The organism is Agrobacterium sp. 33MFTa1.1, assembly GCF_004328495.1.
Taxonomy (GTDB): domain Bacteria; phylum Pseudomonadota; class Alphaproteobacteria; order Rhizobiales; family Rhizobiaceae; genus Agrobacterium; species Agrobacterium pusense.
This window is the reverse complement of the sequence record NZ_CP036360.1, coordinates 57,919-78,683: the sequence shown is the minus strand read 5'-3', so window position 1 is coordinate 78,683 and position 20,765 is coordinate 57,919. Positions and strand designations below refer to the sequence as shown.

The following is a 20,765-nucleotide window of genomic DNA, read 5'->3' as shown; positions in this document are numbered from 1 at the left end:
GAACGCGCCTCCGCCTCATTGCTTCAGCACCGGCGTCTGGCGCTGCATAAGACGATGTTCCTCCGCTTGTCTTAGCGACTGGACGGTGCGCTCGTGGGCGGCGAGCTGTTGCGCTGTCCGCATGACTGGCCAGGCTTGTTTCAACTGTTCCTTTTGCTCCGGCTTCATACCCTCGGAAAGCTTTTCGTACAGCGCTCCCGAAGGCTCTTGCGCCGCGTTGCTCAGCAGCGTCCGTTCCCCGAACCGCTCGGTCACCGCCCGGTTGAAGCCGTCGATTTCGAGCTTGGTCTCGCGATTGCTCAGCGCATAGGCCATCGCGGCTGGCAGATCGTTGCGATCGATCGCATCACGCACCCGCTCCAGCACCACGCGCGCCGCCGGCGACAGCGCCGGAATATCGATCGAGACCTGGTGGCGCAAAGCCTGTTCATCAGCCGCTATATGTTGCGCCGCCGCCTCGCGCATACGCAGATACTTGTCGAGGTCGCGCTTCAGGGCCGGAACATTCACCTCTGCGACGCTACGCGCCTCACGCTCCGCCTTGCTGGCAAGAATACCAGACTTGCCCTTGAGCGGACCGATCGATGCGGCGTTCGTCTCCAGCGTTTCGAGCGTTTGACGGGCAGCGTCCTTGTCGGCGATCACGACATCGAAATTCATAGCCCGGAAGGCTGTTTCAGGATCGGCGAAGACATAACGGAAACGCGCCGAGACTTCCTCCCATTGCCGTTTCAGGCCGGGATCCTCGCCAAGCTTGTCACCGACCGTATCGGCAACAGTGCCGGAAAATGTCTTGATGCCTGCAACCATGGGCGCGGCCTCCTTCATCGTTTGAGTGTCAGGGCTTTCGGTGAAGCCGAGGCGCGCCGCGAAGGCGCTAAGGCGCTGGCCGAGATCGACGAGTTTGGCCTTCTGGCGCAGAGTCCAGTCAAGCCGGTCGCGGACCAGCGTGCGAGCGACCTGGACAATGTGCAGGCCGCGCGTTTCGGCGAAACGCAGCGCCTCGCGATAGAGCTGGCCGCGCTCGTACTCGAGCGTCGTCTCCTTGGCTTGTCTTCGGGATAGAACCTTGGCCAGGCCACCATTGAAGGAGAAGGACCTGGTCCCGTAGTAGAGCTGCAGATCCTCGCGATGTCGGGTCATCGCCACATAGGTCAGATGGCGATCCATAGACAGCGAGGCGAGCACCTTGACCCTGTCGACTGTCGCTCCTTGAGACTTGTGGATCGTCGTCGCGTATCCATGATCGAGATTGTTGTAGAACCGCTGTTCAACGATCACCTGGCGCCGATGATCCCTCTCGCCGACCAAGGCCACGATGCGGTTCGGTTGGGCCTCGACGACATGACCGATCATGCCGTTCTTAACGCCGAGCGACCCCTCGTTCTTCAAAAAGACGATCTGGTCGCCGACATCGAAACGGCGCTCGCCATCGGCCGTTTTGAAGACATGACCTCCACCGACAATACCGCGTTCGACCAGCTTCTCGCGGGCCATGACGTTGAGCATGCGCACGTCGCGACGCAGATGGGCGAGGATCAATGTTGTCTTCGTCTGATCGTAGTCGCGGTTCCAATCGGCGATCAGCCTCTCGACGGCTTCGAACTTCAGACGAGAGCCGAGCACCCTGCCCTGACCTTCATAGGCAACGAGAGCCTTTTCGACATTGCCGCGCGCAAGATCGAGCGATGCCTTCCGCATCCAGTCGTCGCGCTGGCGATAGATGGTTTCGAGTTCGGCGTAGCCAATGCGATCGACAATGACGCGGAAAGCTGCCCCCGCCTCGATCGGCTGGAGCTGTTCGGGATCGCCAACCAGCACGATCTTCGCACCCGTCCTTACGACGGAATCGACGAACCCAGCCATTTGTTTCGAGGCAACCATGCCGGCCTCGTCCATGACGAAGGTCGTCTTGTCGTCCAGGACGTCACGGCCGCGTTCCCAGCGCAGCTCCCATGACGCAAGCGTGCGGCTCTGGATCCCGGCTTCCTTCTCCAGGCCCTCAGCTGCCTTGCCTGCAAGCGCGCCGCCAACGACGCGATATCCGGCCAGTTCCCAGGCTTCACTAGCCGCCTTCATCATCGTGGTCTTGCCGGCCCCGGCGCGGCCGACGACGGCAGCGATGCGGGCAGGTCCTGCAATGCGCTCAATCGCTGCTTTCTGCTCGTCGGATAGCCGCTCATGACGCCGGAACGTCACATCCAGTACAGCCTCGGAGACGGCATGCGCCTTCTTAGCCGACAGCCACATGGCCTGCCGCGCCATCGTCGCTTCCAGCCGGATCATCGCTCGCGTGGAGTAGCGCGCCGGCAGTTTCTCGCCCGTGGCGAAATCAATGGTGTCCCGCTCCAGCCGCAGAACGTCCGGGTTCAGGATGATCCTGATCATCAACTGCTGGAAGACAGCCGGATCGTCGATGTAGCGATACAGAACCTTGGCCACGTCCCGCTCGTTGAAGACGCTCTTTTCCCGCGTGATCAGGTCGAGCACGATGGCAGGATTCTTTAAGATGCGACGTGCGTTTTCCGTGCGTCGCCGCTCGTTCAGCTCGATCCGCTCCAACTCTGGGCGGACACCCTGTCGCTCGGCCTTGCGCTCGATCGCCTTTGCCCGCACGCCGAGATGAATGGTGGGCTCGAGATCGATACCCTGCTTTTCGTAGGAACGACCATCAACCCTCAGATCGATGCCGCCGAGCGCCAGATGATGGTTCAGCCGTTCGAACCAGCCGTCTCGCAGCATATTGAAGTCATCGGTTGAACCGGCCCAGAGTTCGTAGAGGATCTTTCCGGACTTCGTACGGACCGGCTGGCCGTCGTCGCTAATGATTGCGACCTTCTTCGAGCCGAAGCCATCCTCCGTCAGCGGCCGCAACGTGGTCATCAGGTGGATATGCGGATTGCCGGGATTGTCGTGATAAACCCAGTCGGCCACCATGCCTTTGGCGAGGATGTGTTTGTCAACAAAATCCCGGACCAGGGCGATGTTCTGCTCCATGGACAGTTCCAGGGGCAAGGCGATGGTCAGGTCACGGGCGAGCTGAGCATCGGCGCGCTTCTCGAAAGCTTCGACGTTGTTCCAGAAGGCTTCCGACGCTCCGGAGACAGAACGATCAGCGATCAGGGAGCGAGCCCATTTCGGGGCGCCGGCGGGTAATACAAACTCCTCGTGCAGCAAGCCCTGCTTGCGAGTGTAGTCAATGGTGCGGGCCTCGCGCTCGTACTCCACCTTCGCGCAGTGCCGGTAGGCCGCAGACAGCACGACGCTACGGCCCGAGCCGCGGCTGACGATGCTGGCTGAGAAATGGGCGATGGCCACGGCGAAAAGCGCTCCCGGTTAGAACCAGGTTCGTCGGGAGAGACGGCCAAAAGCAACGCGTCGCATCGCGACGTATAATTGCGCCCTTGGAGCCATTCCTTCGGAACGGCGGGATCATTCACAAAAGCATCGCCCTTGGCGATCTGCAGATCTGCAGATTTCAATTTAGGGACATCCGGGAGAGTCTGGGCGTCGCAAATGCAACGCCCAGAGTTCAGAGGAGCAACCGGAATGAAGAAGCCGTCATCGAAGATCAGGGAAGAAATCGCCAGATTGCAGGATCAGCTCAAGCAGGCCGAGACCCGTGAAGCTGAACGCATCGGGCGCATCGCACTCAAGGCGGGTCTTGGGGAGATTGAGATCGACGAGGCAGAGCTTCAGGCTGCCTTCGAGGAAATCGCCAAGCGGTTTCGCGGAGGCAAAGGTCGAGCGACCGGGAAGAAGGACACAGGGGACGGCCGAGCCTCAAGCGGGTCGGCCACGGCACAGCCGTCTGGCGCGGATGCGGGCGGGACTGTTGAGGCTTGAGCGAATGGCGAAATCAACGACGACAGAGGCGCGCAAAAGGGACACGCGCGAAAAGATCGAACTCGGCGGCCTGATCGTCAAGGCGGGACTGCGGTACGAGAAGCGTTCTCTGTTGCTCGGCCTTCTGATCGACGCGAGCAAGCGGATCAAGGGCGACGAGACGGAGAAGGCTCGACTGGCGGCAATCGGTGCGGAGGCCTTTGGCAATGACGCCGAATAGGCTGCTTCTGGCAATCCTGCCGGCAGCAATCATGCTCGCCGCCATGATACTGTCGTCAGGCATGGAACATCGGCTGGCGGCGCTCGGAACATCGGCGCAAGCGAAGCTGCTGCTCGGAAGGGCCGGTCTCGCCCTGCCTTATCTCGCGGCCGCCGCGATCGGCGTCGTCGCGCTATTCGCTGCCAACGGTTCGACAAATATCAAGACCGCCGGTGTGAGCGTGCTTGCCGGAAGCGGCGTGACCACCATCATCGCGATCGTGCGGGAAACGATCCGTCTGACCGGCATCGCCGCGAACGTACCGGCCGGACAATCGGTTCTCGCCTATGCCGATCCTGCGACCGTGGTCGGCGCGGGTCTCGCCTTCCTGGGTGGCGTCTTCGCGCTTCGCGTCGCCATCAAGGGCAATGCGGCCTTTGCAAGCGGCGGCCCTCGCCGGATTGGCGGCAAACGCGCCGTGCATGGCGAAGCCGACTGGATGAAGATCCAGGAGGCGGCAAAGCTGTTTCCCGAGCCCGGCGGCATCGTTATCGGTGAGCGCTATCGCGTTGATCGCGACAGCGTTGCCGCCATGCCGTTCAGTGCTGATGATCAAAAAAGCTGGGGTGCCGGCGGCAGATCGCCGCTGCTCTGCTTCGACGGCGCCTTCGGCTCGTCGCACGGCATCGTCTTCGCCGGTTCCGGTGGTTTCAAGACGACATCAGTGACGATCCCGACCGCGCTTAAATGGGGTGGCGGACTTGTTGTGCTGGATCCGTCGAGCGAGGTCGCACCGATGGTTTCCGACCATCGGCGTAAGGCTGGCCGCAAGGTGATCGTGCTCGATCCGACGGCAGGCGGTGCCGGGTTCAATGCGCTGGACTGGATTGGCCGTCACGGCAATACCAAGGAGGAGGATATCGTCGCCGTCGCCACATGGATCATGACCGACAATGCGCGCACCGCGTCCGCCCGTGACGACTTCTTCAGGGCCTCCGCCATGCAGCTTCTGACGGCGCTGATCGCGGACGTTTGTTTGTCCGGGCACACCGATGAAAAGGAGCAGACTTTGCGTCGTGTGCGGGCCAATCTGTCCGAGCCCGAGCCGCAGCTTCGAGCTCGCCTGACGAAAATCTACGAGGGGTCGGAGTCCGACTTTGTGAAGGAAAACGTCGCCGTCTTCGTCAACATGACGCCGGAGACATTTTCCGGTGTCTACGCCAATGCGGTCAAGGAAACCCACTGGCTGTCCTACCCCAACTATGCTGCTCTCGTCTCCGGCGACAGTTTCTCGACGGACGATCTCGCCAACGGCGAGACCGACATTTTCATCGCGCTCGATCTGAAAGTGCTGGAAGCGCATCCTGGGATGGCGCGCGTTGTTATCGGTTCGCTGCTGAACGCAATCTACAACCGCAACGGTGATGTGAAGGGCCGCACCCTTTTCCTGCTCGATGAGGTGGCGCGTCTCGGCTATCTGCGCATCCTTGAAACCGCTCGAGACGCAGGCCGCAAATACGGCATCACGCTGACGATGATCTTCCAGTCGTTGGGTCAGATGCGCGAGGCTTACGGTGGGCGTGATGCGACGAGCAAATGGTTCGAATCCGCGTCCTGGATTTCGTTCTCGGCAATCAACGATCCCGACACTGCCGACTACATCTCGAAGCGATGTGGCGACACCACGGTCGAGATCGACCAGACCAGTCTCTCATCCGGAATGAAGGGATCGTCGAGATCGCGGACGAAGCAGCTCAGCCGCCGGCCACTGATCCTTCCACACGAGATTCTGCGCATGCGCGCCGACGAACAGATCGTGTTCACATCGGGCAATCCGCCGCTTCGATGCGGACGCGCCATATGGTTCCGACGCAAGGATATGAGTGCGTCCGTCGGAGAAAACCGCTTTCAAAAGCCGATCACGGACGGGGTGAAGAGCTATAAGGCCGCTCTGACTACTGACACTGTGGAGACATGACATTGAGACTTTGTACGGCATTTGCCAGCTTGTCCCCTTTAGCCATTGGCATCCTCGTATCTGTTGCCTCAAGGTCGCCAGGTAGCGCGAGCGAAACCTTCTCTGTCTGCAGAAGCGGGCAACGGATCACGTGCGTGGCGGATGGTGATACGTTCTGGTTTCGAGGCGAGAAGATCCGGATAGCGGACATCGACACGCCGGAGCTCAGGCCGCCGAGATGTGAGCGCGAACGCGAGCGAGGTCTTGCGGCGAAACAGCGGCTGTTCGACACTCTCAATTCGGGTCCGCTCTCGTTTAAGACGACCGCTAGGGACGAAGATCGTTTCGGTCGCAACCTGAGGACCGTCTATCGGGAGCGACGATCGGTCGGCGATATTCTCGTCGCCGAAGGCTTGGCTCGGAAGTGGGAAGGATCGCGCCGGAGCTGGTGTGAATGATCCGGGCGCCGGCGCATCACTATCGTGAATCGATGATGCCCGTCCGATTCAAAACTGTCATTGGACGGCAGAATCCGAACGCGCGATTCTGCTCTTATGATCACACAGCCTTACCACCTCTATGTCGAGCGTATCGCACCGGAAAAGAACATGGCGCGGTTCTACACGCTTGCTGTTCAGCCGACATTGTTCGGCGAGGTGTCGTTGGTGCGCGCCTGGGGGCGGATTGGAACGCGCGGACAGCAGATGGTGCATCTGTTTGACAACGAGAGCCAGGCCATCAACCTGTTCCTCGACGTGCTTCGCGAGAAGCGCAAACGGGGTTATCGGCCAAAACGACCTGTGGACATCCCACGGATCTGATCCTCGTCTCCATCGTCGCCGATGACAAGCTGGTCATAAGCTGACACGGATTTTATCTTTGACAACAAGATGCGAGGAATTCCATGACCACCACCAATGAAATTGCCGACAAGATTGCAGCCGACAATGGCCTGACGAAGGTTCAGGCCAAGGGCATTGTCGAGGCCGTCTTCCAGGCAATCGCCGATGCCGCAGGCTCCGATGCTGAAACCTCGATCCCGGGCTTCGGAAAATTCAAGGTGAAGGCATCGCCTGAGCGCGAGGGCCGCAATCCTGCGACCGGAGAGAAGATGACGGTTGCGGCATCAAAGAAGCTGACCTTTGCGCCTGCCAAGGCGCTCAAGGATGCACTGAACAAGTGATCCTTGACGTGGAGAGCCCCGCCTCACAGCGGGGCATCCGGATCAGTCCCGGTTCGACCGGGACCAGATGAGGGAGAGGCCTTCCTCGCCTTCGACCTCAATCAGTGTTGCGTAGATCGGGGCCGGGAAGCTCGTGTCGTCGAGCTTGACCGAGAGGTAGTCGCGGCCTTCGTTCGAGGTCTTCTTCCAGGCCGCGCCGAATTCGACCGTAGCTCCTGCGAGGATGCGGTAGTCTGGGCCCTTTTCGGAAGTGCGCTCGACGGCGCGGATGGTTGCCTTGACGTTGAGGTTGAGGGTCTTGATGGTGCCGGAGAAGCCGTTGCCGGAGGCGGTGAAAGAGCCGATGGTTGCCATTGTCGAGTTCCTTTTCGGTTGTTCGGGCCGCGTCCATCGCGGCCTCGATGCTGCTCCGGCCTGAAGTTGAGGCACCTTGGCAGCGCGCTGGATGATGACGCTCGACTCCTAATTTGATGAATGCGTGCGCGCCCCGGCGGAGGCCGAACAATCCATTCCAATCAACGACGCACCCGCCTGCCAGGAAAGAAGAAGAGCATCGGAGCTTTCAGCATCGCGCCGTCCCTCAAGGGACGGGAAAGCGGGAATTCTCGACACGGTTGCGCCGGAAAGAGGCAGCCGCAGGAGCCTTAGCGTAGCGCCGCGAAGCGGAAGGCGGGACCGACTGCCACCGGCGCAGCCGTTCCGCACGATCAACTGCCGTCGTCTTCGGCGTGTCGCAAATAGCCTTTACCCCGTGCAAAGCACAGCTTCAGGACGCAGGTGGCGAAACCTGCTCGTTTAAGGCAAAAAGGGATCCCTGCAACAAAAGGCTCGACAGATGACCGGCACATCCGACACGTTGGCTCTCCTCATCGACGGCGACAATGCCTCCCCTAAAATTGTCAGTGGGCTCCTGGCCGAGATCGCAACCTACGGCACCGCCAGCGTCAAGCGTATCTATGGGGACTGGACCAAGCCCAACCTCAACGGCTGGAAAGAGTGCCTGCTGGAGCATTCCATCCAACCGGTTCAGCAGTTTGCCTACACGACGGGAAAAAATGCCACGGACGGCGCAATGATCATCGATGCGATGGACCTACTCTATACTGGCCGCTTTTCTGCATTCTGCATCGTTTCCAGCGATAGCGATTTCGCCAGACTGGCCTCACGTATCCGCGAACAGGGCGTGACCGTCTACGGCTTCGGCGAACGCAAAACCCCGCGCCCTTTCATAACTGCTTGCGACAAGTTCGTCTATTTCGACGTGCTCAACGCCAACTCGGTCGAGCCGGAGGCGCCGCGCCCCGATCCACAACTGGCCGCTGTATCGAAAGCGAAGGAGGCCAAGGCATCCCCCGCCAAGACGCCGGCAAAACCAAAGCTTGACGTTGCCGCATTGAAGATGCTCGAGAATGCTGTGACGGCGTCGGCCGATGAAGACGGCCGGGCCAATCTGGCACGTGTTGGCGCCCATTTGGCGAAACAATCGCCAGACTTCGATGCACGCAACTACGGCTTTGCTCGCCTCACCGACCTCGCCGAGGCTTCTGGCATCGTCGACGTGGAGAGAAGTGGCGACAGCCCGAAGATTGTCACGGTGCGCATGAAGGGGAAGGTAAGGACGAAGCCCAACGGTTAGGCTCGGCCGCCAATGGAATCGCGGCGGCCTATCCAAAATGACCCGCTCCAAACCACAGGTGTCGCCTTGGTAAAGGCGCTCGCATGTAAAAGATGCTTGAAGATGCCAGGACGGAAACTATCCAGAGAAGAACTCTTTGCTCTCGTATGGGAGAAACCGACCAGCGAGATCGCCAAGGAACTTGGCCTTTCGGACGTGGCGATCGGCAAACTCTGTACCAAGCTGCAGGTCCCAAAGCCACCTCGGGGCAATTGGGCTCTCATGCACCCTGAATTTGACTTTCACCGACGATAGACAAGCTCAAAAGTGAGTCCGTCAGTGCCGGACGAGGGCAGGCTCCTCGCCCGAACCGGAATGAACGAGCAGCACTTAAACTGGCAATGTTTCAGGGGAAGTCGACCAGACTTACACGCAGGTCACTTATGACCGCGGCTAGCCCTGGTGCGCCGATCAGCGGCACGACCCGGATTGTCGCCAGCTTAGAGACGGCACGCTCGAAGACAGCGATATTCGTGTGGCCGTTCAGGCGAGATGGATAGATGATCCCGTCAGGACGCACCTCATGCTCGTGGAACGCGAGTGCCCATGAACGCGCAAGGCTTTGACGCGATGATTTCGCCACGTCCGTTGGAACTCCCATCCTGATGGCGTGATCGTCGCGCAGGTCAACAAGGCTGAGGTCTGAGATCGTCTCGACCTCAGCGTAGCGCCGCACATAGATCTCTTTTTCTTCAATCGGAAGATCGCCGATGAGGCCGTCGCGGCGATCACGCAGAACCGCCTCGAGGAAGCAGACCTTGAGTGTTTCGCCGAGATAAAGAACGCCGAAGCGCTTCGTCGCATCACGTCGGCGGGGATCGCTGAAACGGCTGGCGGTCTTTCCAAATCCTAGCGGATCCGGAAAGGCGCTCGCGTAGATCCGGCCAAAGCGACGCCCTGAAGGAATCGTTTCGATATCGAGCGGCTGACGCTCGAAACCGGCTGGCGGTTTGATACCAGCCATTTAGCGGAAGTCACCGCGGGCAATACCCTCGGCTGCGGCGATCACATCGCTGTCCTGGCCCCGCTTCAGGGCGTCGAGCCCGGTGCGACCGTCAAGCGCACCGTGGGGCGAAACAAGAAAGCGGTAAACGGCCCAGGCACCCGTCAGGATCTCGTGCAATTTTGGAAACGCCGCATAGGGCCGTCCGTCCCGGTCGAGCTGCCAGGCCGGGAAACGGAACCCTCGCTTGGCGCCATCCAGGCCGAGCACCTGGCCGTTTTGACGCTTCGTATTGACCGTGACCCGCGAAACGCCAAGAAGATCGGAAAAGGCGTCGGCGCTCAGCATGTCGTCCTCGCTGAGGATCTCTGCAACGCGGCGATGGCCGCGCTCTCGTGCGGCGGATAGGGCTGCACTCAGTTCGTCATCCGGTTCGCCAGCCTCTTCGACCGGAAATGCACCGTCGCCAACCAGTGGGTCTTCCTCGACGATCGAAATCGTCTGCGCTCCGGCGCGCGGATCCACGACGACGCGGAAACTCACCTGATGGCCAGCCTTCTGGCTCAGTTGGACCGCCTTGGTATATTGATTGAGCAACGCTTTTTCGAAATCAGCCTTGCGGGGCAGCTTCATCGATAGGGCGATGTTGGGAGTTTCGCTTGTAGACGTTTTCGTGACAGGCATGACAATCCACCTTTTGAAAACAAAATAGCTAGCTGCGGTCATCTCGTCAAGTTCGTTAAGTTAGTAAAGAAGATCGCCCGAGATATCCAACCCTCTGTGTTTCACACAAAGCCCATCGCTCTTGAAAGAGATGTGAACCGCAGGAACTGTAGTTACGAGGTGCTCCGCAGCTGCTCGATGATGTCGTCCGGGGAGCCGTAGAAGGCGTGGAAGCGACCGAGATGTTGGTCGAGCGAGAGGCCGGCGGGGAAGCGCCCGCCCTCGACCATTTCCCGCGCCACCTTCTCAATCCCGTCGCGGAGCTGGGCTTTTGCGGTTTCCTTGTCCTTTGCGGGATAGATCAGGCGCGACAGGCCGATCCTTGGGCGGCGGCCGGCATTGGCCGGATTTTCGTCCCAAGCCGGCAGATACGCATCCGCCCATGGCCGCTGCACCAGATCCGTTCGCTCATCGTATCCGTAGGCCGGGCGATTGAGCAGCAGGTTCGAACCTGCCGCGGCGGCCGCGCTCATCATCCTGTCACGTGAACCTTTCGGGTCATCGATCGTATCTAAATCTGGCGAGCCGGTGGAGCAAGACGGTCTGGTGTAACCCATTAGCCGTTTCGCTCGGCAGGAGCACTCCACAATCGGGTCAACCACCGCGGCGCAGTTGTGCTAGAACATGATTTCAATTTAATGTCGTCCCTCTCTTCGCAGTAGCTCAGCCTTCCGCTCGATTCCCCAGGTATAGCGGAATGACGCTCCATCTTTTCTCACAACACGGTGACAGGGAATAGCGATGGCGAGTGGATTGCTCGCGCAGGCGCTAGCCACAGCCTTACCGGCCTTCGGATATCCAACCCTAGCTGCGAGATCTTCATAGCTGATGATCTCGCCCGGAGAAATATTGCGCAACGCCAGCCAGACGCGACGCTGGAAGGTAGTCCCACGCAGGTCGAGCGGTAAGTCGAGGCCGACCTCCGGGCGCTCGACCATTCCAACAACCTTGGCGACGGTATCCTCGTATCGCTCGTCCCCTCCGACAAAGTTCGCGTTCGGAAATCGATCCTGAAGATCAGTCAGGAGGGCAGCAGGATCATCTCCAAGGAGAATTGCCGCAACGCCCTTGGCGCTCGATGCAACCAGGATCGAACCAAGCGATGTCTGGCCGACTGCAAAGTGCAGCGTTTCCCTGCGCCCGCCGGCCCTGTAGTCTGCCGGAGCCATTCCGAGCGCGCGGCTGCATACCGCGTAGAACCTTCCGCTGGAACCATATCCTGCGTCATAGAACGTCGATGTAATGGTCCTGCCCGGTTTTAGTCCTTCCCGGACGAGTTGAGCCCTCCTCTCGAGCATGTATGCTCGCGGGGTCATTCCCGTGTGTGCACGGAACGTTCGGTGGAAGTGCCCTTCACTGATCCCCAGGGCGTGCGCGAGCGCCGCGACGGTCGGCGAGCTGTCTCCGGCATCAATCAGCTTGCACGCCTCGGCGACCAGATCGGCATTCCTCCTTGCGAATTCCTCATCATTGGGACGGCATCGCAGGCACGGGCGAAAGCCTGCTCTTTGTGCGTCGGAGACGCACCCGAACCAGCGCATGTTCTCTGGCCGGGGAGGACGGGAGATGCAGGTCGCCCTGCAGTAGACGCCGGTTGTGAGGACGCCGCGGAATGCGAGCGCTGTCGCTTCGGTCAGAACTTCCGCGGCATCCGTCATCAGCCGGCGCTCCTCTGCATCGAGCCAAACGGGTTGTCGATGAGGTAACGCCACAGGCCGTCCGGGCCACGACGGGCGATGTCCGTTGCGGTCGCCACCATGTTGATCTTCGTGCCGTCCCGCGCCGTGCCGATATACGACCAATCGAGAATGAGGGACGCGATGTCGCCCGCCACGAACAGGTGACGCTGCGTGATCGACATCTGAAGGCCGAGGCTGAAGTACTTGGAGAGCTCCCTGCCGATCGCCTCCCTGCCGACGTGAGCGACCCCTGCGGCGTCTACGATCAAGCCTTCCGGGTCGTAGAAGCCGAGCATGGTCTCGACGTCGAGCGAGTTCAGATGAGCGAGTAGAGCTGGTACGATGCCTTTCGGCGTCGAGGAGAGTGCGAGCTTGATGGTCATTCGATGTCCTTCGTTGTTGTTTCCGCTCTTGCGAGCATCGTGACAATGGGCGGACTTCCAGCCGTCGAAACTCCGTTTTCTGATCTCATATTCGCAATTTCGAGCACTTGATGTGATCACGGGTTGACTCCGATCAAAATCATAGACATTTTATATCCACGATTAGGAGATGCAACATGAAACTGAGCGAAGGCGTCGAACAGGCGATCCACTGCACGGCATTCCTGGCGGGGCTGTCGCAAGACGGCGTGCTGTCGGCTGCAGCACTGGCCGAACTCCACGGCGTGTCGACAAGCTATCTGCTGAAGCACCTTCAGGCGCTGTCCGGCGCGGGCATCGTCGCGACAACACCAGGGCCGAAAGGCGGCTACAGGCTGGCCAAGGCCCCACGCGAAATCAGCCTCCTGGATATCGTCCTCGCGGTCGAGGGGCCGGCGCCCGCCTTCCGGTGCGCCGAAATCCGCCAGCGAGGGCCGAACCCTCTACCGCAGCGCTATTTCACAAAACCCTGCCAGATCAACGCCGCGATGCTGAAAGCCGAGAAAGCGTATCGCGCAGAACTCGCCAAGGTGTCCGTTGCGGACCTTCTGGCGGATCTCGGCGCAGACGACGACGGCGGGATCGCCGCCCGCGGATGCGCCTTCCTGGAACTCCATGAACGCAAGACGGGCAATCGCGCCTCGTCATAGGAGAAAGCAGAAATGAGTACGTTAAAGAAGGTCGCCGTCATCGGCGGCACGGGCCTGATCGGCTCGAAGGCAGTGAAACTGCTGCGGGACGCCGGCCACGAAGCCGTCGCCGCAAGCTCCCGCAACGGCATCAACACCTACACAGGCGAAGGACTGGCCGAAGCCCTTGCGGGCGCAGACGCCGTCATCGACGTTTCCAACATGATGTCGTTCGACAAGACTGTGATAACCGACTTCTTTGGAACGTCGAGCAGCAACCTGACGAGCGCAGAAAAGGCCGCGGGCGTACGCCACCACGTCGTCCTTTCCATTGTCAACGCCGATCAGCTCGCGGCCAATCCCTACATGGCCGGCAAGCTGGCGCAGGAGGAGACCGTCGCGGCGTCGGGCCAAGAGTACACCATCGTCCGCGCGACGCAGTTCTATGAGTTCATCGAGACCCTGGCCGGCGCTTATGCGGCGGACGACGCGGTGAAAGTGCCGGATATCGACTTCCAGCCGATCGCGGCCGACGACGTCGCCGCTGCTCTGGTGGAAGCCGCGCTCGGCGAGCCGAAGAACGGAACCGTCGACCTTGCCGGACCTGAACGGGGACCGTTCGAATCTTTCATCGGGACTTATCTCGATGCCAGGGGCGACGCTCGTCCGGTCAAAGCCGACGAGGCCGTCGACTACTTCGGCGCTCCCGTTGTCGCCGGCTCACTGGTTCCCGGCGGAGACTACATCAAGGGCGCGATCACGATCGCCGAGTGGCTCAGAACATAGGAGGGAAAGAATCATGAAGACCATCTTCTATGCCGTTACGGCACTTGCGGTCTCTCTGGCCACAGCTTCCGCTCATGACGTCGTCAAGCCTGGACTTGTGTACGACACGAAGGACGCAAAGGTGACGCTGGTTTACGAGCATCCCCTCCCGGACGTTCCAGGCAAGAGCGTTAAGGGCGTGCTCGTCGAGTACGGCCCCGGCGGCTACAGTTCCGCTCATACGCATGCAAAATCCGCCTTGATCTATGCGACGGTTCTCGAAGGCGCGATCCTGAGCGCCGTGAACGGTGGCGAGACGAAGACCTTCTTCGCCGGTCAGAACTTTACCGAGCTGCCGGGCGACCACCACGACGTCAGCGCCAACGCCAGCAAGACCGAGCCGGCGAAGCTCCTCGCCGTCTTCGTCGTCGACACCGATGACGACGCCTTGACGACGCCGCGCAAGCCGTAGCGCTACCTACCAGACCTACCCCTCAACTACTGCACAAGCAACGACGGTGTACCCGGCGAACGGAGAACCGTGTCCACGAGAAAGGAAAACGATATGACCCGCATGAACTGGTCCGAAGTCGCCCCCGACGGCGCAAAGGCGCTATTCGGCGTCCATCACTACGTCACCAAGAAAACGAACCTGCCTGAAGAGCTGGTTCATCTCGTCTTCCTGCGCGTGTCGCAGATCAACGGCTGCGCCCATTGCATCGACATGCATAGTCGCGATCTGCGCAAGACAATGTCCGTCGATAAGATCACGCTTGTGCCGGTGTGGGACGAGGTGCCTCACCTGTTCAGCGACCAGGAACGAGCAGCACTGGCCTGGGCTGAAGAAGTCACGAATGTCAGCCAGACCCATGCCTCCGACGAGGCTTATGCCGCCGCCGCCGCCGCTTTCGAACCGAAGGATCTCGTCGATCTGACGATTACGATCGCCGCGATGAACGCCTTCAACCGGCTCGGCGCCCCGTTCCGGCTTCCGGTGGCGGCCAAGGCCTGATCAGCGTCCGGTCATCGCTCGACGAGCACCCTGCCGGTCCGGACAGGTCGACAGGGTGTTCCGCTCACAGAGGCAATCCCAGCAACCGCGTCGCGATCTCCCAGAGGCGGACCGCGTTGTCCTCATCAACGGCGTATCTCGCCACGCCTTTGAAGGGCCCAGGTCCCCGCTCGTCAACGACCGAGGCCTCCTGGCAATCGTCGAAATATCTACCGGAAATGCCTTCGACGAGCGGCGAACCCGCCAGCAGCACCGACGTGGCTGCCCCCTGCTCTATTGTCTTGCGCAAATGCTCGGGGGTTCGCAGGCCTCCGGTGTGCTTCTGAAGCCCCGTGGCAATCGCTCCGGGATTGAGCGCGTTGGACGTTATCCCGTCGCTGGCCCAGTTCTTGGTGATCCCAACGGACAGCAGGATGCAGGCTGTCTTCGATTGCCCATAAGCAAGCAGCGGATCGTATGGAATGAAGCGGAAGTCCGGATCGTCCCAGAACACGGGCGCGAACAAGTTGCCAGTCGAGGCGACGGAAACGACACGGGCACCATTTGCCTTGGCTAGATGCCGTCGCAGCGCTAGCGTGAGTGCGAAATGCCCCAGATAGTTCGTCGCGAACTGCATCTCCCGTCCTTCCGCAGTCCGCTGGATTTCCGGAATGGCCATGACGCCCGCATTGTTGACGAGAACGTGTAAAGGCTCGTTCCAGTTCTCCGAGAATTCCTGCACGGAAGACAGATCCGCGAGGTCGAGGCGCCGAACGCGCAGTTGAGCCTCGGGCATACTCTTTTTCAGCTCAGCGACTGCCTTCTCCGCCTCATCCGGGCGGCGGGCTGCAATCGTCACAGCAGCTCCCGCGGCCGCGAGAGCGCGGCTCGTCTCCAGCCCGATGCCAGCGGCGCCACCGGTTACGATGACGGTCCGGCCGGCGAGGTCGACGCCTTCCAGAACGTCGGCGGCCGTAGATGAAAAGCCGAACGGTATCGGTAAAGTCATGGTGTACTCCTTCAGTAATCGACTTGTCCCAAAGATAAGCGCATGGCATTCATGAACTAGATGACCACCGTTAAACGCAATGATGAGATAATTCGAACAGTGGGCTTGCTCCCTCCTGGCGAGCTAGCGGCCTTCCTTGCCGTCGCCGAGCACGGAGGTTTTCGTGCTGCATCCCGAACGCTCGGCCAGACGCCGTCGGCACTAAGTCACGCAGTCGCCGGACTGGAGAAGCGTCTCAAGGTAAAGCTCTTCCACCGTTCGACGCGGAACGTATCGCTGACTGAACCGGGCCGAAGGCTTGCCGAGCGGCTTTTGCCCGCGATCGGGGAAATAGGACGGGCCGTTGAGGAACTGCACGAACAGGCCGCCTCGCCGTCCGAGCTTGTTCGGATCAACTGCGACGCCAACGCCGCCGAGCAAGTGCTGATGCCGCTGTTGACGCGCTTCATGAAGCTGCAGCCGGCAATGCGCTTCGAAATCCGGTCCGAAGGGCGACTGGTCGATATCGCCGAAGGAGGTTTCGACTGCGGCATCCGCGCGGCGGAACTCGTTCCCGGCGAGATGGTCGCAATCCCGATCGGTCCAGACCAGCAGCACATCGTGGTGGCATCGCCCACCTATCTCGACAATGCGCCGCTTCTCGAAAGTCCGTCGGATCTCTCGCTTCACCAGTGCATCCAGCTCCGCATGGCGGGCGGGTCGATTTATCGCTGGGAGTTTCAGCGCCGCGGCGAGGATGTCGTCGTGGCGACGACCGGCAACCTCGTGGTCGACCAGTCCCGACTTCTTCTGGCCGCGGCTCTGGCCGACTGCGGCCTCGCCTATGTCACTCGATGGATGGCCGAGGAAGCACTTGCGGACGGGAGACTCCGGCAGGCGTTAGCCGAGTGGACGCCGCCCTATCCTGGCCTCTGCCTTTACTATCCCAGACACCGCCATATCGGAGCGGGGATGCGGGCTTTTCTGGACTTTTTGAGGGCCAATCGATCGATCTAAGCTCTTGAACAGGTACGAACCCGCGACCTGTAGATCTTCGAACGACTCTGGGGACAGTTCTTTTTTCTGCCCGACTGGCCTTCAGACGTCGTGCCGTCGAAAAACGATGGCCGCTCCAAAATCGGGATATGGCACCACGAATTTTCCCGAAATCGGAGGCTAATGTCGCCACCCGACACCCCACCGCCTCACCGATAATCAGCTCCGAACAGAGACTTCCAACTGTCTCTCGTTCTTTCTGGTATTACCAACAACGCTTGACGCTTTGGTAACGCGCTGAGCGACGATCGGAACTTCCAAAGGCCACGCACCAACTACCGTCGGGAGTCCACCTTAGCGCTCCAGAACAATTGGTGATTGTGGAAACCCGCCAAAATGGGTGCACGTAACCGCCGCAGCATCGCGGCCCGCCTCAAGGCTCACCTGCAAAGTCTCACCTGCGAGGCGGGCAGCGATAAAACCTGCGATGAACGTGTCGCCGGCTCCCGTCGTATCCGACACCTCAACCGGAATGATCCCTGTCTCAGCAACCTCCTTGCCATCCGTTGCGATACTACCGAATGCGCCGCGGGTCACCACCGCCAGCTTGGCGCCTTCGGCCAAAAGTCGGGTGGCTAGAATTTGTGCCGCATTCGGCTCGGATCCCGCGGACGCGAAGGCGATCGTCAGGCCGGCCGCTCCGGGATTGACGGTAATATCCTGCGAAACGCTGACACCTCCAGCAAGGAGGCGTTCCTTCAGCGCGCCGCCATCGTCGAACCAACCGATGTGGACGTGACGCATAGCCAGCAGACGGGCGACATCCTTCTCGCTCGGACGATACCCGCGGCAGACACCGAACTCCTCGAATGTAATGATACGGTCGCCGGTCGCATCGACATCTAGATCGGTATAGGCCGTGACACCGTCGCGGATCTGGACATGATCGACCACGAGCCCGTTTTCGCGGAAGCATTCCAGCATACGCCGACCATCCTCATCCGTACCAACGGCACCGAAATAGGCCGTCGCCAGACCCTGTTTGCGCAGGTGAACGGCGACGTTCACGGCATTGCCGCCGATCGCGGCCAGACCGACGGGCGGCAGGAACTTGTCAACACAGTTATCGCCAACCGTGGCGACCTCGAAACCGTACATGGGAGCACTTCCTGCGATACGTGTCCGCCGCTGGGCATAGCGACGGACAGTCTGGGTTTAACTTAATAGGCGACGCGCTTGTAGTAGCGACGCGTCACGAGCGGATGATTGCGCATGACTTCAAGATGCGAGCTCACGCGCTCCAGGACCGTCGCCAGCACGATCGGGGAAACAAGGCCGCGCACTTCTTCCGAAATTCCCGGCAGGGCAAACTCCTTGCTGTCGAGAACGGTCAGCTTGTCGGTGTAGTTCGGCGCGAAGTTTTCCACCCGGTCAGAAATCGCACGATATGCGTCCTCGCCCTTGAACAACACGACGCTGACACCCTTTTCGACCAGTTCCAGCGTACCGTGGAAGAAATCGGACGCATGGACCGGGCGCGTGCGAATCCACTGCATCTCCTCAAGAATGCAGGTGCCGTAATAAAGTGCTGCGGGCCAGACGTTACCACCTCCGGTGAAGATATGGTAATCAGACGCGGCGATGCGGGCGGCAAAGGCTTCGGCTTTTGGCTCGAAGCTGCGCTTCACCTCAAGAAGCAGGGCCGGAAGCAGCTTCAGTTCGGAAAGGATGGCGTCGTAATTGTCGATTTCCTTGCGGGCTTTCAGGATGGACAGCGCGACGAAAAGCGACTGCAGATAGAAGGATTCGCAGGACGTATCGTCTTCGGCGAAGTTGACGAAGACGTGGTCGCCACCCTTGCCGAGGGGGGTTTCCTCATGGCCGACGAAGGTCAGCACCGTCGCGCCGATTTCCTTCAGCTTGGCCAGCATGGCGACGCTTTCCTTGGTGGTGCCGGAAAGCGAGGGCATGACGACAATGGACTTGCTCGTCAGATTGGCCGAACCGGTCAGGATCAGTTCCGCCGGGTAGTCGATGAACACCGGGAAGCGCGAGCGGTGCTGGAGAAGCTGGTAGGCCGGCTGCATGAGATAGGCGACGCCACCGGTGCCGAGGAAGAACAGGTTTTCTGCGCCGGCATTGAGCGCCGACGCGATGGTAAGGTCGATGCGTTCGGCAAGCGAAACAGCACCGGATTGGATACGCAGGAAGCGAGCTTCGTCAAAGTTCAGCATGGCATTCTCTTTCATAGTTGGGGAATTTGGGGGTTCAGGCAGCAAGTGCCTGAACGGCATCACTGAGGCGACCGACGGCGTCTTCCACCGCCCGGCGGCGCATGGAGACGAGTTCGGCATCATGGCCGCGCTTGACGGCGAGAGCCGCCAGCATACGGCGCACTTCGACCGGCGCGGTTCCGCCGGGCGTCGTCCGTGCCGCGACGGACTTGACCGGGTCGAGGCAATCGCGCACGAAATCCGGTGTGAGGGCGAGCGGCCGACCGAGTTCGTCCACCGCCGATGCATTGATGATCTCGACCGTCATGCCCTGCGCATCGAGACCGGCATTCAATGCGCGCTGCACCGCGCCACCGACGACATGGTGCGCCTCACGGAAGGAAAGGCCGTGCTCGCGCACTAGCCCGTCGGCCAGATCGGTGGCCGTCGAGAAGTTTTCGTAGCACCGCTTCTTCAGGCGCTCCGCATCCGGGGTCGCCGTCTCGAACACCAGACGCAGCAGTTCCATGCCGTCGATGAACAGCGAAAGCGACGGCCAGGCATCGGCGATGCCCTCGCGAACAGAGTCTAGACCGATGGAATAATTGGAGCCCTTGACGCTGGCCAGCGAACCGGTCAGCGCTCCGATGCTGCGGCCTGCGGCGGCGCGGAAATATTCCAGCGCCAGCATGTTCTTCTTCTGCGGCATGATGCTCGACGTGCCGGCCACGCGATCCGGAAACGTGAGAGCGGAAAATTCGTGCGTGCAGAACACATACATGTCCTGCGCGACTCGGCTCAGCATCGAAAGCATGCTGGTCGCGGTCCACAGCAGTTCGGTGACGAAATCACGCGAGCCCACGGCTTCGAGGCACGGTTCGACGATACCGTCGAAACCGAGAAGCGATGCCGTGCGGTTGCGGTCGATGGCAAAAGTCGTGCCGGCAAAAGCCGCAGCCCCAAGGCTGGAGCGGTTGATACGCTCATAGACGGCGGCGATCTTGTCATATTCCCGCGACAGGGCCGAAGCGACATTCGTCAGGAAGTAACCGAATGTCATCGGCTGAGCGGGCTGGAGATGCGTATAGCCGGGCATGATGGTTTCGGCGTGTCGTTCCGCGGCCGCCTCGCAGGCGGCGCGGGCACGGTTCACCCCCTCCAGCATGTCGAGGCAAAGCGCCCGCGCATTCATACGGTCGAGGGTGGCGCCGATGTCGTTGCGACTGCGGCCGGTGTGAATGAAGCCGGTATCATGCGCGCCGGCAATTCCGGAAAGCCGGTTTTCAAAGGCGAAATAGCCGTCCTCGAACTGCGGATCGAGGTCGATGGCAGCCACGCCCTCGCTGCGGATCCGGCCGATGGCGTGCAGAAGCGACCGGGCGATGTCCGGCGCGATGAGCTTCTGTTCGACAAGCATGACCGCATGGGCTTCGTTGAGCTGGCACATGGCTTCCAGTGCACCATCGTCGAAGGTCGCCATGCCCGGCCGGTAAATGGCATTGGCCACTTCTTCGGCTGTACGTTCGGAAAGGCGTGAACTGACGGCATTTTTCATG

Annotated in this window: 23 protein-coding genes and 1 pseudogene; 13 read left to right on the top strand and 11 right to left on the bottom strand. The window is 60.6% G+C overall.

Annotated elements, in window-relative coordinates:
* Window positions 1-15 precede the first annotated feature (15 nt).
* Window positions 16-3,318, bottom strand: coding sequence for a Ti-type conjugative transfer relaxase TraA (traA, locus tag EYD00_RS23700; RefSeq protein WP_034499339.1), 3,303 nt, complete (start codon window positions 3,316-3,318; stop codon window positions 16-18).
* A 231-nt stretch (window positions 3,319-3,549) separates the two neighbouring features.
* On the opposite strand from traA, the gene traC reads away from it, so the two are divergent.
* The 6 genes from traC to EYD00_RS23670 all read left to right on the top strand — a co-directional run bounded on the left by traC (window position 3,550) and on the right by EYD00_RS23670 (window position 7,185).
* The gene (traC, locus tag EYD00_RS23695) at window positions 3,550-3,846 is read left to right on the top strand and encodes a conjugal transfer protein TraC (protein ID WP_034499337.1); all 297 of its coding nucleotides are present in this window, start codon (window positions 3,550-3,552) and stop codon (window positions 3,844-3,846) included.
* A 4-nt stretch (window positions 3,847-3,850) separates the two neighbouring features.
* Window positions 3,851-4,066 (top strand): type IV conjugative transfer system coupling protein TraD, encoded by a 216-nt coding sequence (traD, locus tag EYD00_RS23690; RefSeq protein ID WP_034499335.1) that lies wholly within the window; start codon window positions 3,851-3,853, stop codon window positions 4,064-4,066.
* Window positions 4,053-6,023, top strand: a complete 1,971-nt coding sequence (gene traG / locus EYD00_RS23685) for a Ti-type conjugative transfer system protein TraG (protein ID WP_034499333.1) — start codon at window positions 4,053-4,055, stop codon at window positions 6,021-6,023. The genes traD and traG overlap by 14 nt, the downstream gene beginning before the upstream one ends.
* Window positions 6,020-6,460: a thermonuclease family protein gene (locus EYD00_RS23680; protein ID WP_051674256.1), complete on the top strand. Its 441-nt coding sequence runs from the start codon at window positions 6,020-6,022 to the stop codon at window positions 6,458-6,460. Before traG ends, EYD00_RS23680 begins: the two co-directional genes overlap by 4 nt.
* Before the next feature lie 96 nt (window positions 6,461-6,556).
* Entirely contained in the window at window positions 6,557-6,823 is a 267-nt protein-coding gene (locus tag EYD00_RS23675; protein WP_034499331.1) for a WGR domain-containing protein, read from the top strand.
* Between the two features lie 83 nt (window positions 6,824-6,906).
* Window positions 6,907-7,185, top strand: a complete 279-nt coding sequence (locus EYD00_RS23670; protein WP_012648969.1) for an HU family DNA-binding protein — start codon at window positions 6,907-6,909, stop codon at window positions 7,183-7,185.
* Between the two features lie 42 nt (window positions 7,186-7,227).
* Here the strand turns inward: EYD00_RS23670 and EYD00_RS23665 are convergent, their stop codons facing one another.
* Complete coding sequence (locus EYD00_RS23665; RefSeq protein WP_034499327.1) at window positions 7,228-7,539, bottom strand: DUF736 domain-containing protein; 312 nt, start codon at window positions 7,537-7,539, stop codon at window positions 7,228-7,230.
* A gap of 481 nt (window positions 7,540-8,020) precedes the next feature.
* Between EYD00_RS23665 and EYD00_RS23660 the strand changes: the two genes are divergently transcribed.
* Entirely contained in the window at window positions 8,021-8,821 is an 801-nt protein-coding gene (locus EYD00_RS23660; protein WP_034499324.1) for an NYN domain-containing protein, read from the top strand.
* Between the two features lie 385 nt (window positions 8,822-9,206).
* On the opposite strand, the gene EYD00_RS23650 is transcribed toward EYD00_RS23660, so the two are convergent.
* From EYD00_RS23650 to EYD00_RS23640, 3 genes are all read right to left on the bottom strand, one after another.
* Complete coding sequence (locus tag EYD00_RS23650) at window positions 9,207-9,824, bottom strand: RES family NAD+ phosphorylase (protein WP_034499322.1); 618 nt, start codon at window positions 9,822-9,824, stop codon at window positions 9,207-9,209.
* Entirely contained in the window at window positions 9,825-10,487 is a 663-nt protein-coding gene (locus EYD00_RS23645; protein WP_034499320.1) for a hypothetical protein, read from the bottom strand. It lies immediately after the preceding gene.
* A 152-nt stretch (window positions 10,488-10,639) separates the two neighbouring features.
* The gene (locus tag EYD00_RS23640; protein ID WP_193604434.1) at window positions 10,640-10,999 is read right to left on the bottom strand and encodes a hypothetical protein; all 360 of its coding nucleotides are present in this window, start codon (window positions 10,997-10,999) and stop codon (window positions 10,640-10,642) included.
* Between EYD00_RS23640 and EYD00_RS26250 the strand changes: the two are divergent.
* Window positions 10,986-11,078 (top strand): annotated as a pseudogene (locus EYD00_RS26250) (SOS response-associated peptidase); the annotation flags it as partial. The gene EYD00_RS23640 and the pseudogene EYD00_RS26250 sit on opposite strands and share 14 nt — an antisense overlap.
* A gap of 83 nt (window positions 11,079-11,161) precedes the next feature.
* Here the strand turns inward: EYD00_RS26250 and ada are convergent.
* Together ada and EYD00_RS23625 are read right to left on the bottom strand one after the other, a co-directional pair.
* A complete protein-coding gene (gene ada / locus EYD00_RS23630; RefSeq protein ID WP_051674254.1) occupies window positions 11,162-12,184 on the bottom strand; it encodes a bifunctional DNA-binding transcriptional regulator/O6-methylguanine-DNA methyltransferase Ada in 1,023 nt (340 codons plus the stop codon).
* Window positions 12,184-12,588 (bottom strand): YybH family protein, encoded by a 405-nt coding sequence (locus tag EYD00_RS23625; protein ID WP_034499316.1) that lies wholly within the window; start codon window positions 12,586-12,588, stop codon window positions 12,184-12,186. Before EYD00_RS23625 ends, ada begins: the two co-directional genes overlap by 1 nt.
* Window positions 12,589-12,764: 176 nt before the next feature.
* Here EYD00_RS23625 and EYD00_RS23620 point away from each other — a divergent pair, with 176 nt between their 5' ends.
* The 4 genes from EYD00_RS23620 (at window position 12,765) to EYD00_RS23605 (ending at window position 15,033) form a co-directional block, all read left to right on the top strand.
* Window positions 12,765-13,277 carry an RrF2 family transcriptional regulator gene (locus tag EYD00_RS23620; protein ID WP_034499314.1) on the top strand — a complete coding sequence of 171 codons (513 nt, stop codon included), beginning with the start codon at window positions 12,765-12,767 and terminating at the stop codon, window positions 13,275-13,277.
* 12 nt (window positions 13,278-13,289) lie between these two features.
* Entirely contained in the window at window positions 13,290-14,042 is a 753-nt protein-coding gene (locus EYD00_RS23615; protein ID WP_034499312.1) for an SDR family oxidoreductase, read from the top strand.
* 13 nt (window positions 14,043-14,055) lie between these two features.
* Window positions 14,056-14,493 (top strand): cupin domain-containing protein, encoded by a 438-nt coding sequence (locus EYD00_RS23610; protein WP_034499310.1) that lies wholly within the window; start codon window positions 14,056-14,058, stop codon window positions 14,491-14,493.
* A gap of 93 nt (window positions 14,494-14,586) precedes the next feature.
* Window positions 14,587-15,033 carry a carboxymuconolactone decarboxylase family protein gene (locus EYD00_RS23605; RefSeq protein WP_034499307.1) on the top strand — a complete coding sequence of 149 codons (447 nt, stop codon included), beginning with the start codon at window positions 14,587-14,589 and terminating at the stop codon, window positions 15,031-15,033.
* A gap of 64 nt (window positions 15,034-15,097) precedes the next feature.
* On the opposite strand, the gene EYD00_RS23600 is transcribed toward EYD00_RS23605, so the two are convergent.
* Complete coding sequence (locus EYD00_RS23600; protein WP_034499306.1) at window positions 15,098-16,021, bottom strand: SDR family NAD(P)-dependent oxidoreductase; 924 nt, start codon at window positions 16,019-16,021, stop codon at window positions 15,098-15,100.
* Between the two features lie 99 nt (window positions 16,022-16,120).
* Here EYD00_RS23600 and EYD00_RS23595 point away from each other — a divergent pair, with 99 nt between their 5' ends.
* On the top strand, window positions 16,121-17,017 hold the full coding sequence (locus tag EYD00_RS23595; protein ID WP_051674252.1) for a LysR family transcriptional regulator: 897 nt from the start codon (window positions 16,121-16,123) through the stop codon (window positions 17,015-17,017).
* Between the two features lie 333 nt (window positions 17,018-17,350).
* On the opposite strand, the gene EYD00_RS23590 is transcribed toward EYD00_RS23595, so the two are convergent.
* From EYD00_RS23590 to argH, 3 genes are all read right to left on the bottom strand, one after another.
* Window positions 17,351-18,154, bottom strand: coding sequence for a PfkB family carbohydrate kinase (locus EYD00_RS23590; protein WP_034499303.1), 804 nt, complete (start codon window positions 18,152-18,154; stop codon window positions 17,351-17,353).
* A gap of 62 nt (window positions 18,155-18,216) precedes the next feature.
* Window positions 18,217-19,230 carry an SIS domain-containing protein gene (locus tag EYD00_RS23585; RefSeq protein ID WP_034499302.1) on the bottom strand — a complete coding sequence of 338 codons (1,014 nt, stop codon included), beginning with the start codon at window positions 19,228-19,230 and terminating at the stop codon, window positions 18,217-18,219.
* 34 nt (window positions 19,231-19,264) lie between these two features.
* A complete protein-coding gene (argH, locus tag EYD00_RS23580; protein ID WP_034499300.1) occupies window positions 19,265-20,764 on the bottom strand; it encodes an argininosuccinate lyase in 1,500 nt (499 codons plus the stop codon).
* Window position 20,765 lies beyond the last annotated feature (1 nt).

Coding starts and splice junctions, on each gene's coding strand:
- traC (WP_034499337.1), top strand. CDS start 3,550: ATGAAGAAGCCGTCATCGAAGATCAGGGAAGAAATCGCCAGATTGCAG.
- traD (WP_034499335.1), top strand. CDS start 3,851: ATGGCGAAATCAACGACGACAGAGGCGCGCAAAAGGGACACGCGCGAA.
- traG (WP_034499333.1), top strand. CDS start 4,053: ATGACGCCGAATAGGCTGCTTCTGGCAATCCTGCCGGCAGCAATCATG.
- EYD00_RS23680 (WP_051674256.1), top strand. CDS start 6,020: ATGACATTGAGACTTTGTACGGCATTTGCCAGCTTGTCCCCTTTAGCC.
- EYD00_RS23675 (WP_034499331.1), top strand. CDS start 6,557: ATGATCACACAGCCTTACCACCTCTATGTCGAGCGTATCGCACCGGAA.
- EYD00_RS23670 (WP_012648969.1), top strand. CDS start 6,907: ATGACCACCACCAATGAAATTGCCGACAAGATTGCAGCCGACAATGGC.
- EYD00_RS23665 (WP_034499327.1), bottom strand. CDS start 7,539: ATGGCAACCATCGGCTCTTTCACCGCCTCCGGCAACGGCTTCTCCGGC.
- EYD00_RS23660 (WP_034499324.1), top strand. CDS start 8,021: ATGACCGGCACATCCGACACGTTGGCTCTCCTCATCGACGGCGACAAT.
- EYD00_RS23650 (WP_034499322.1), bottom strand. CDS start 9,824: ATGGCTGGTATCAAACCGCCAGCCGGTTTCGAGCGTCAGCCGCTCGAT.
- EYD00_RS23645 (WP_034499320.1), bottom strand. CDS start 10,487: ATGCCTGTCACGAAAACGTCTACAAGCGAAACTCCCAACATCGCCCTA.
- EYD00_RS23640 (WP_193604434.1), bottom strand. CDS start 10,999: ATGAGCGCGGCCGCCGCGGCAGGTTCGAACCTGCTGCTCAATCGCCCG.
- ada (WP_051674254.1), bottom strand. CDS start 12,184: ATGACGGATGCCGCGGAAGTTCTGACCGAAGCGACAGCGCTCGCATTC.
- EYD00_RS23625 (WP_034499316.1), bottom strand. CDS start 12,588: ATGACCATCAAGCTCGCACTCTCCTCGACGCCGAAAGGCATCGTACCA.
- EYD00_RS23620 (WP_034499314.1), top strand. CDS start 12,765: ATGAAACTGAGCGAAGGCGTCGAACAGGCGATCCACTGCACGGCATTC.
- EYD00_RS23615 (WP_034499312.1), top strand. CDS start 13,290: ATGAGTACGTTAAAGAAGGTCGCCGTCATCGGCGGCACGGGCCTGATC.
- EYD00_RS23610 (WP_034499310.1), top strand. CDS start 14,056: ATGAAGACCATCTTCTATGCCGTTACGGCACTTGCGGTCTCTCTGGCC.
- EYD00_RS23605 (WP_034499307.1), top strand. CDS start 14,587: ATGACCCGCATGAACTGGTCCGAAGTCGCCCCCGACGGCGCAAAGGCG.
- EYD00_RS23600 (WP_034499306.1), bottom strand. CDS start 16,021: ATGACTTTACCGATACCGTTCGGCTTTTCATCTACGGCCGCCGACGTT.
- EYD00_RS23590 (WP_034499303.1), bottom strand. CDS start 18,154: ATGTACGGTTTCGAGGTCGCCACGGTTGGCGATAACTGTGTTGACAAG.
- EYD00_RS23585 (WP_034499302.1), bottom strand. CDS start 19,230: ATGCTGAACTTTGACGAAGCTCGCTTCCTGCGTATCCAATCCGGTGCT.
- argH (WP_034499300.1), bottom strand. CDS start 20,764: ATGAAAAATGCCGTCAGTTCACGCCTTTCCGAACGTACAGCCGAAGAA.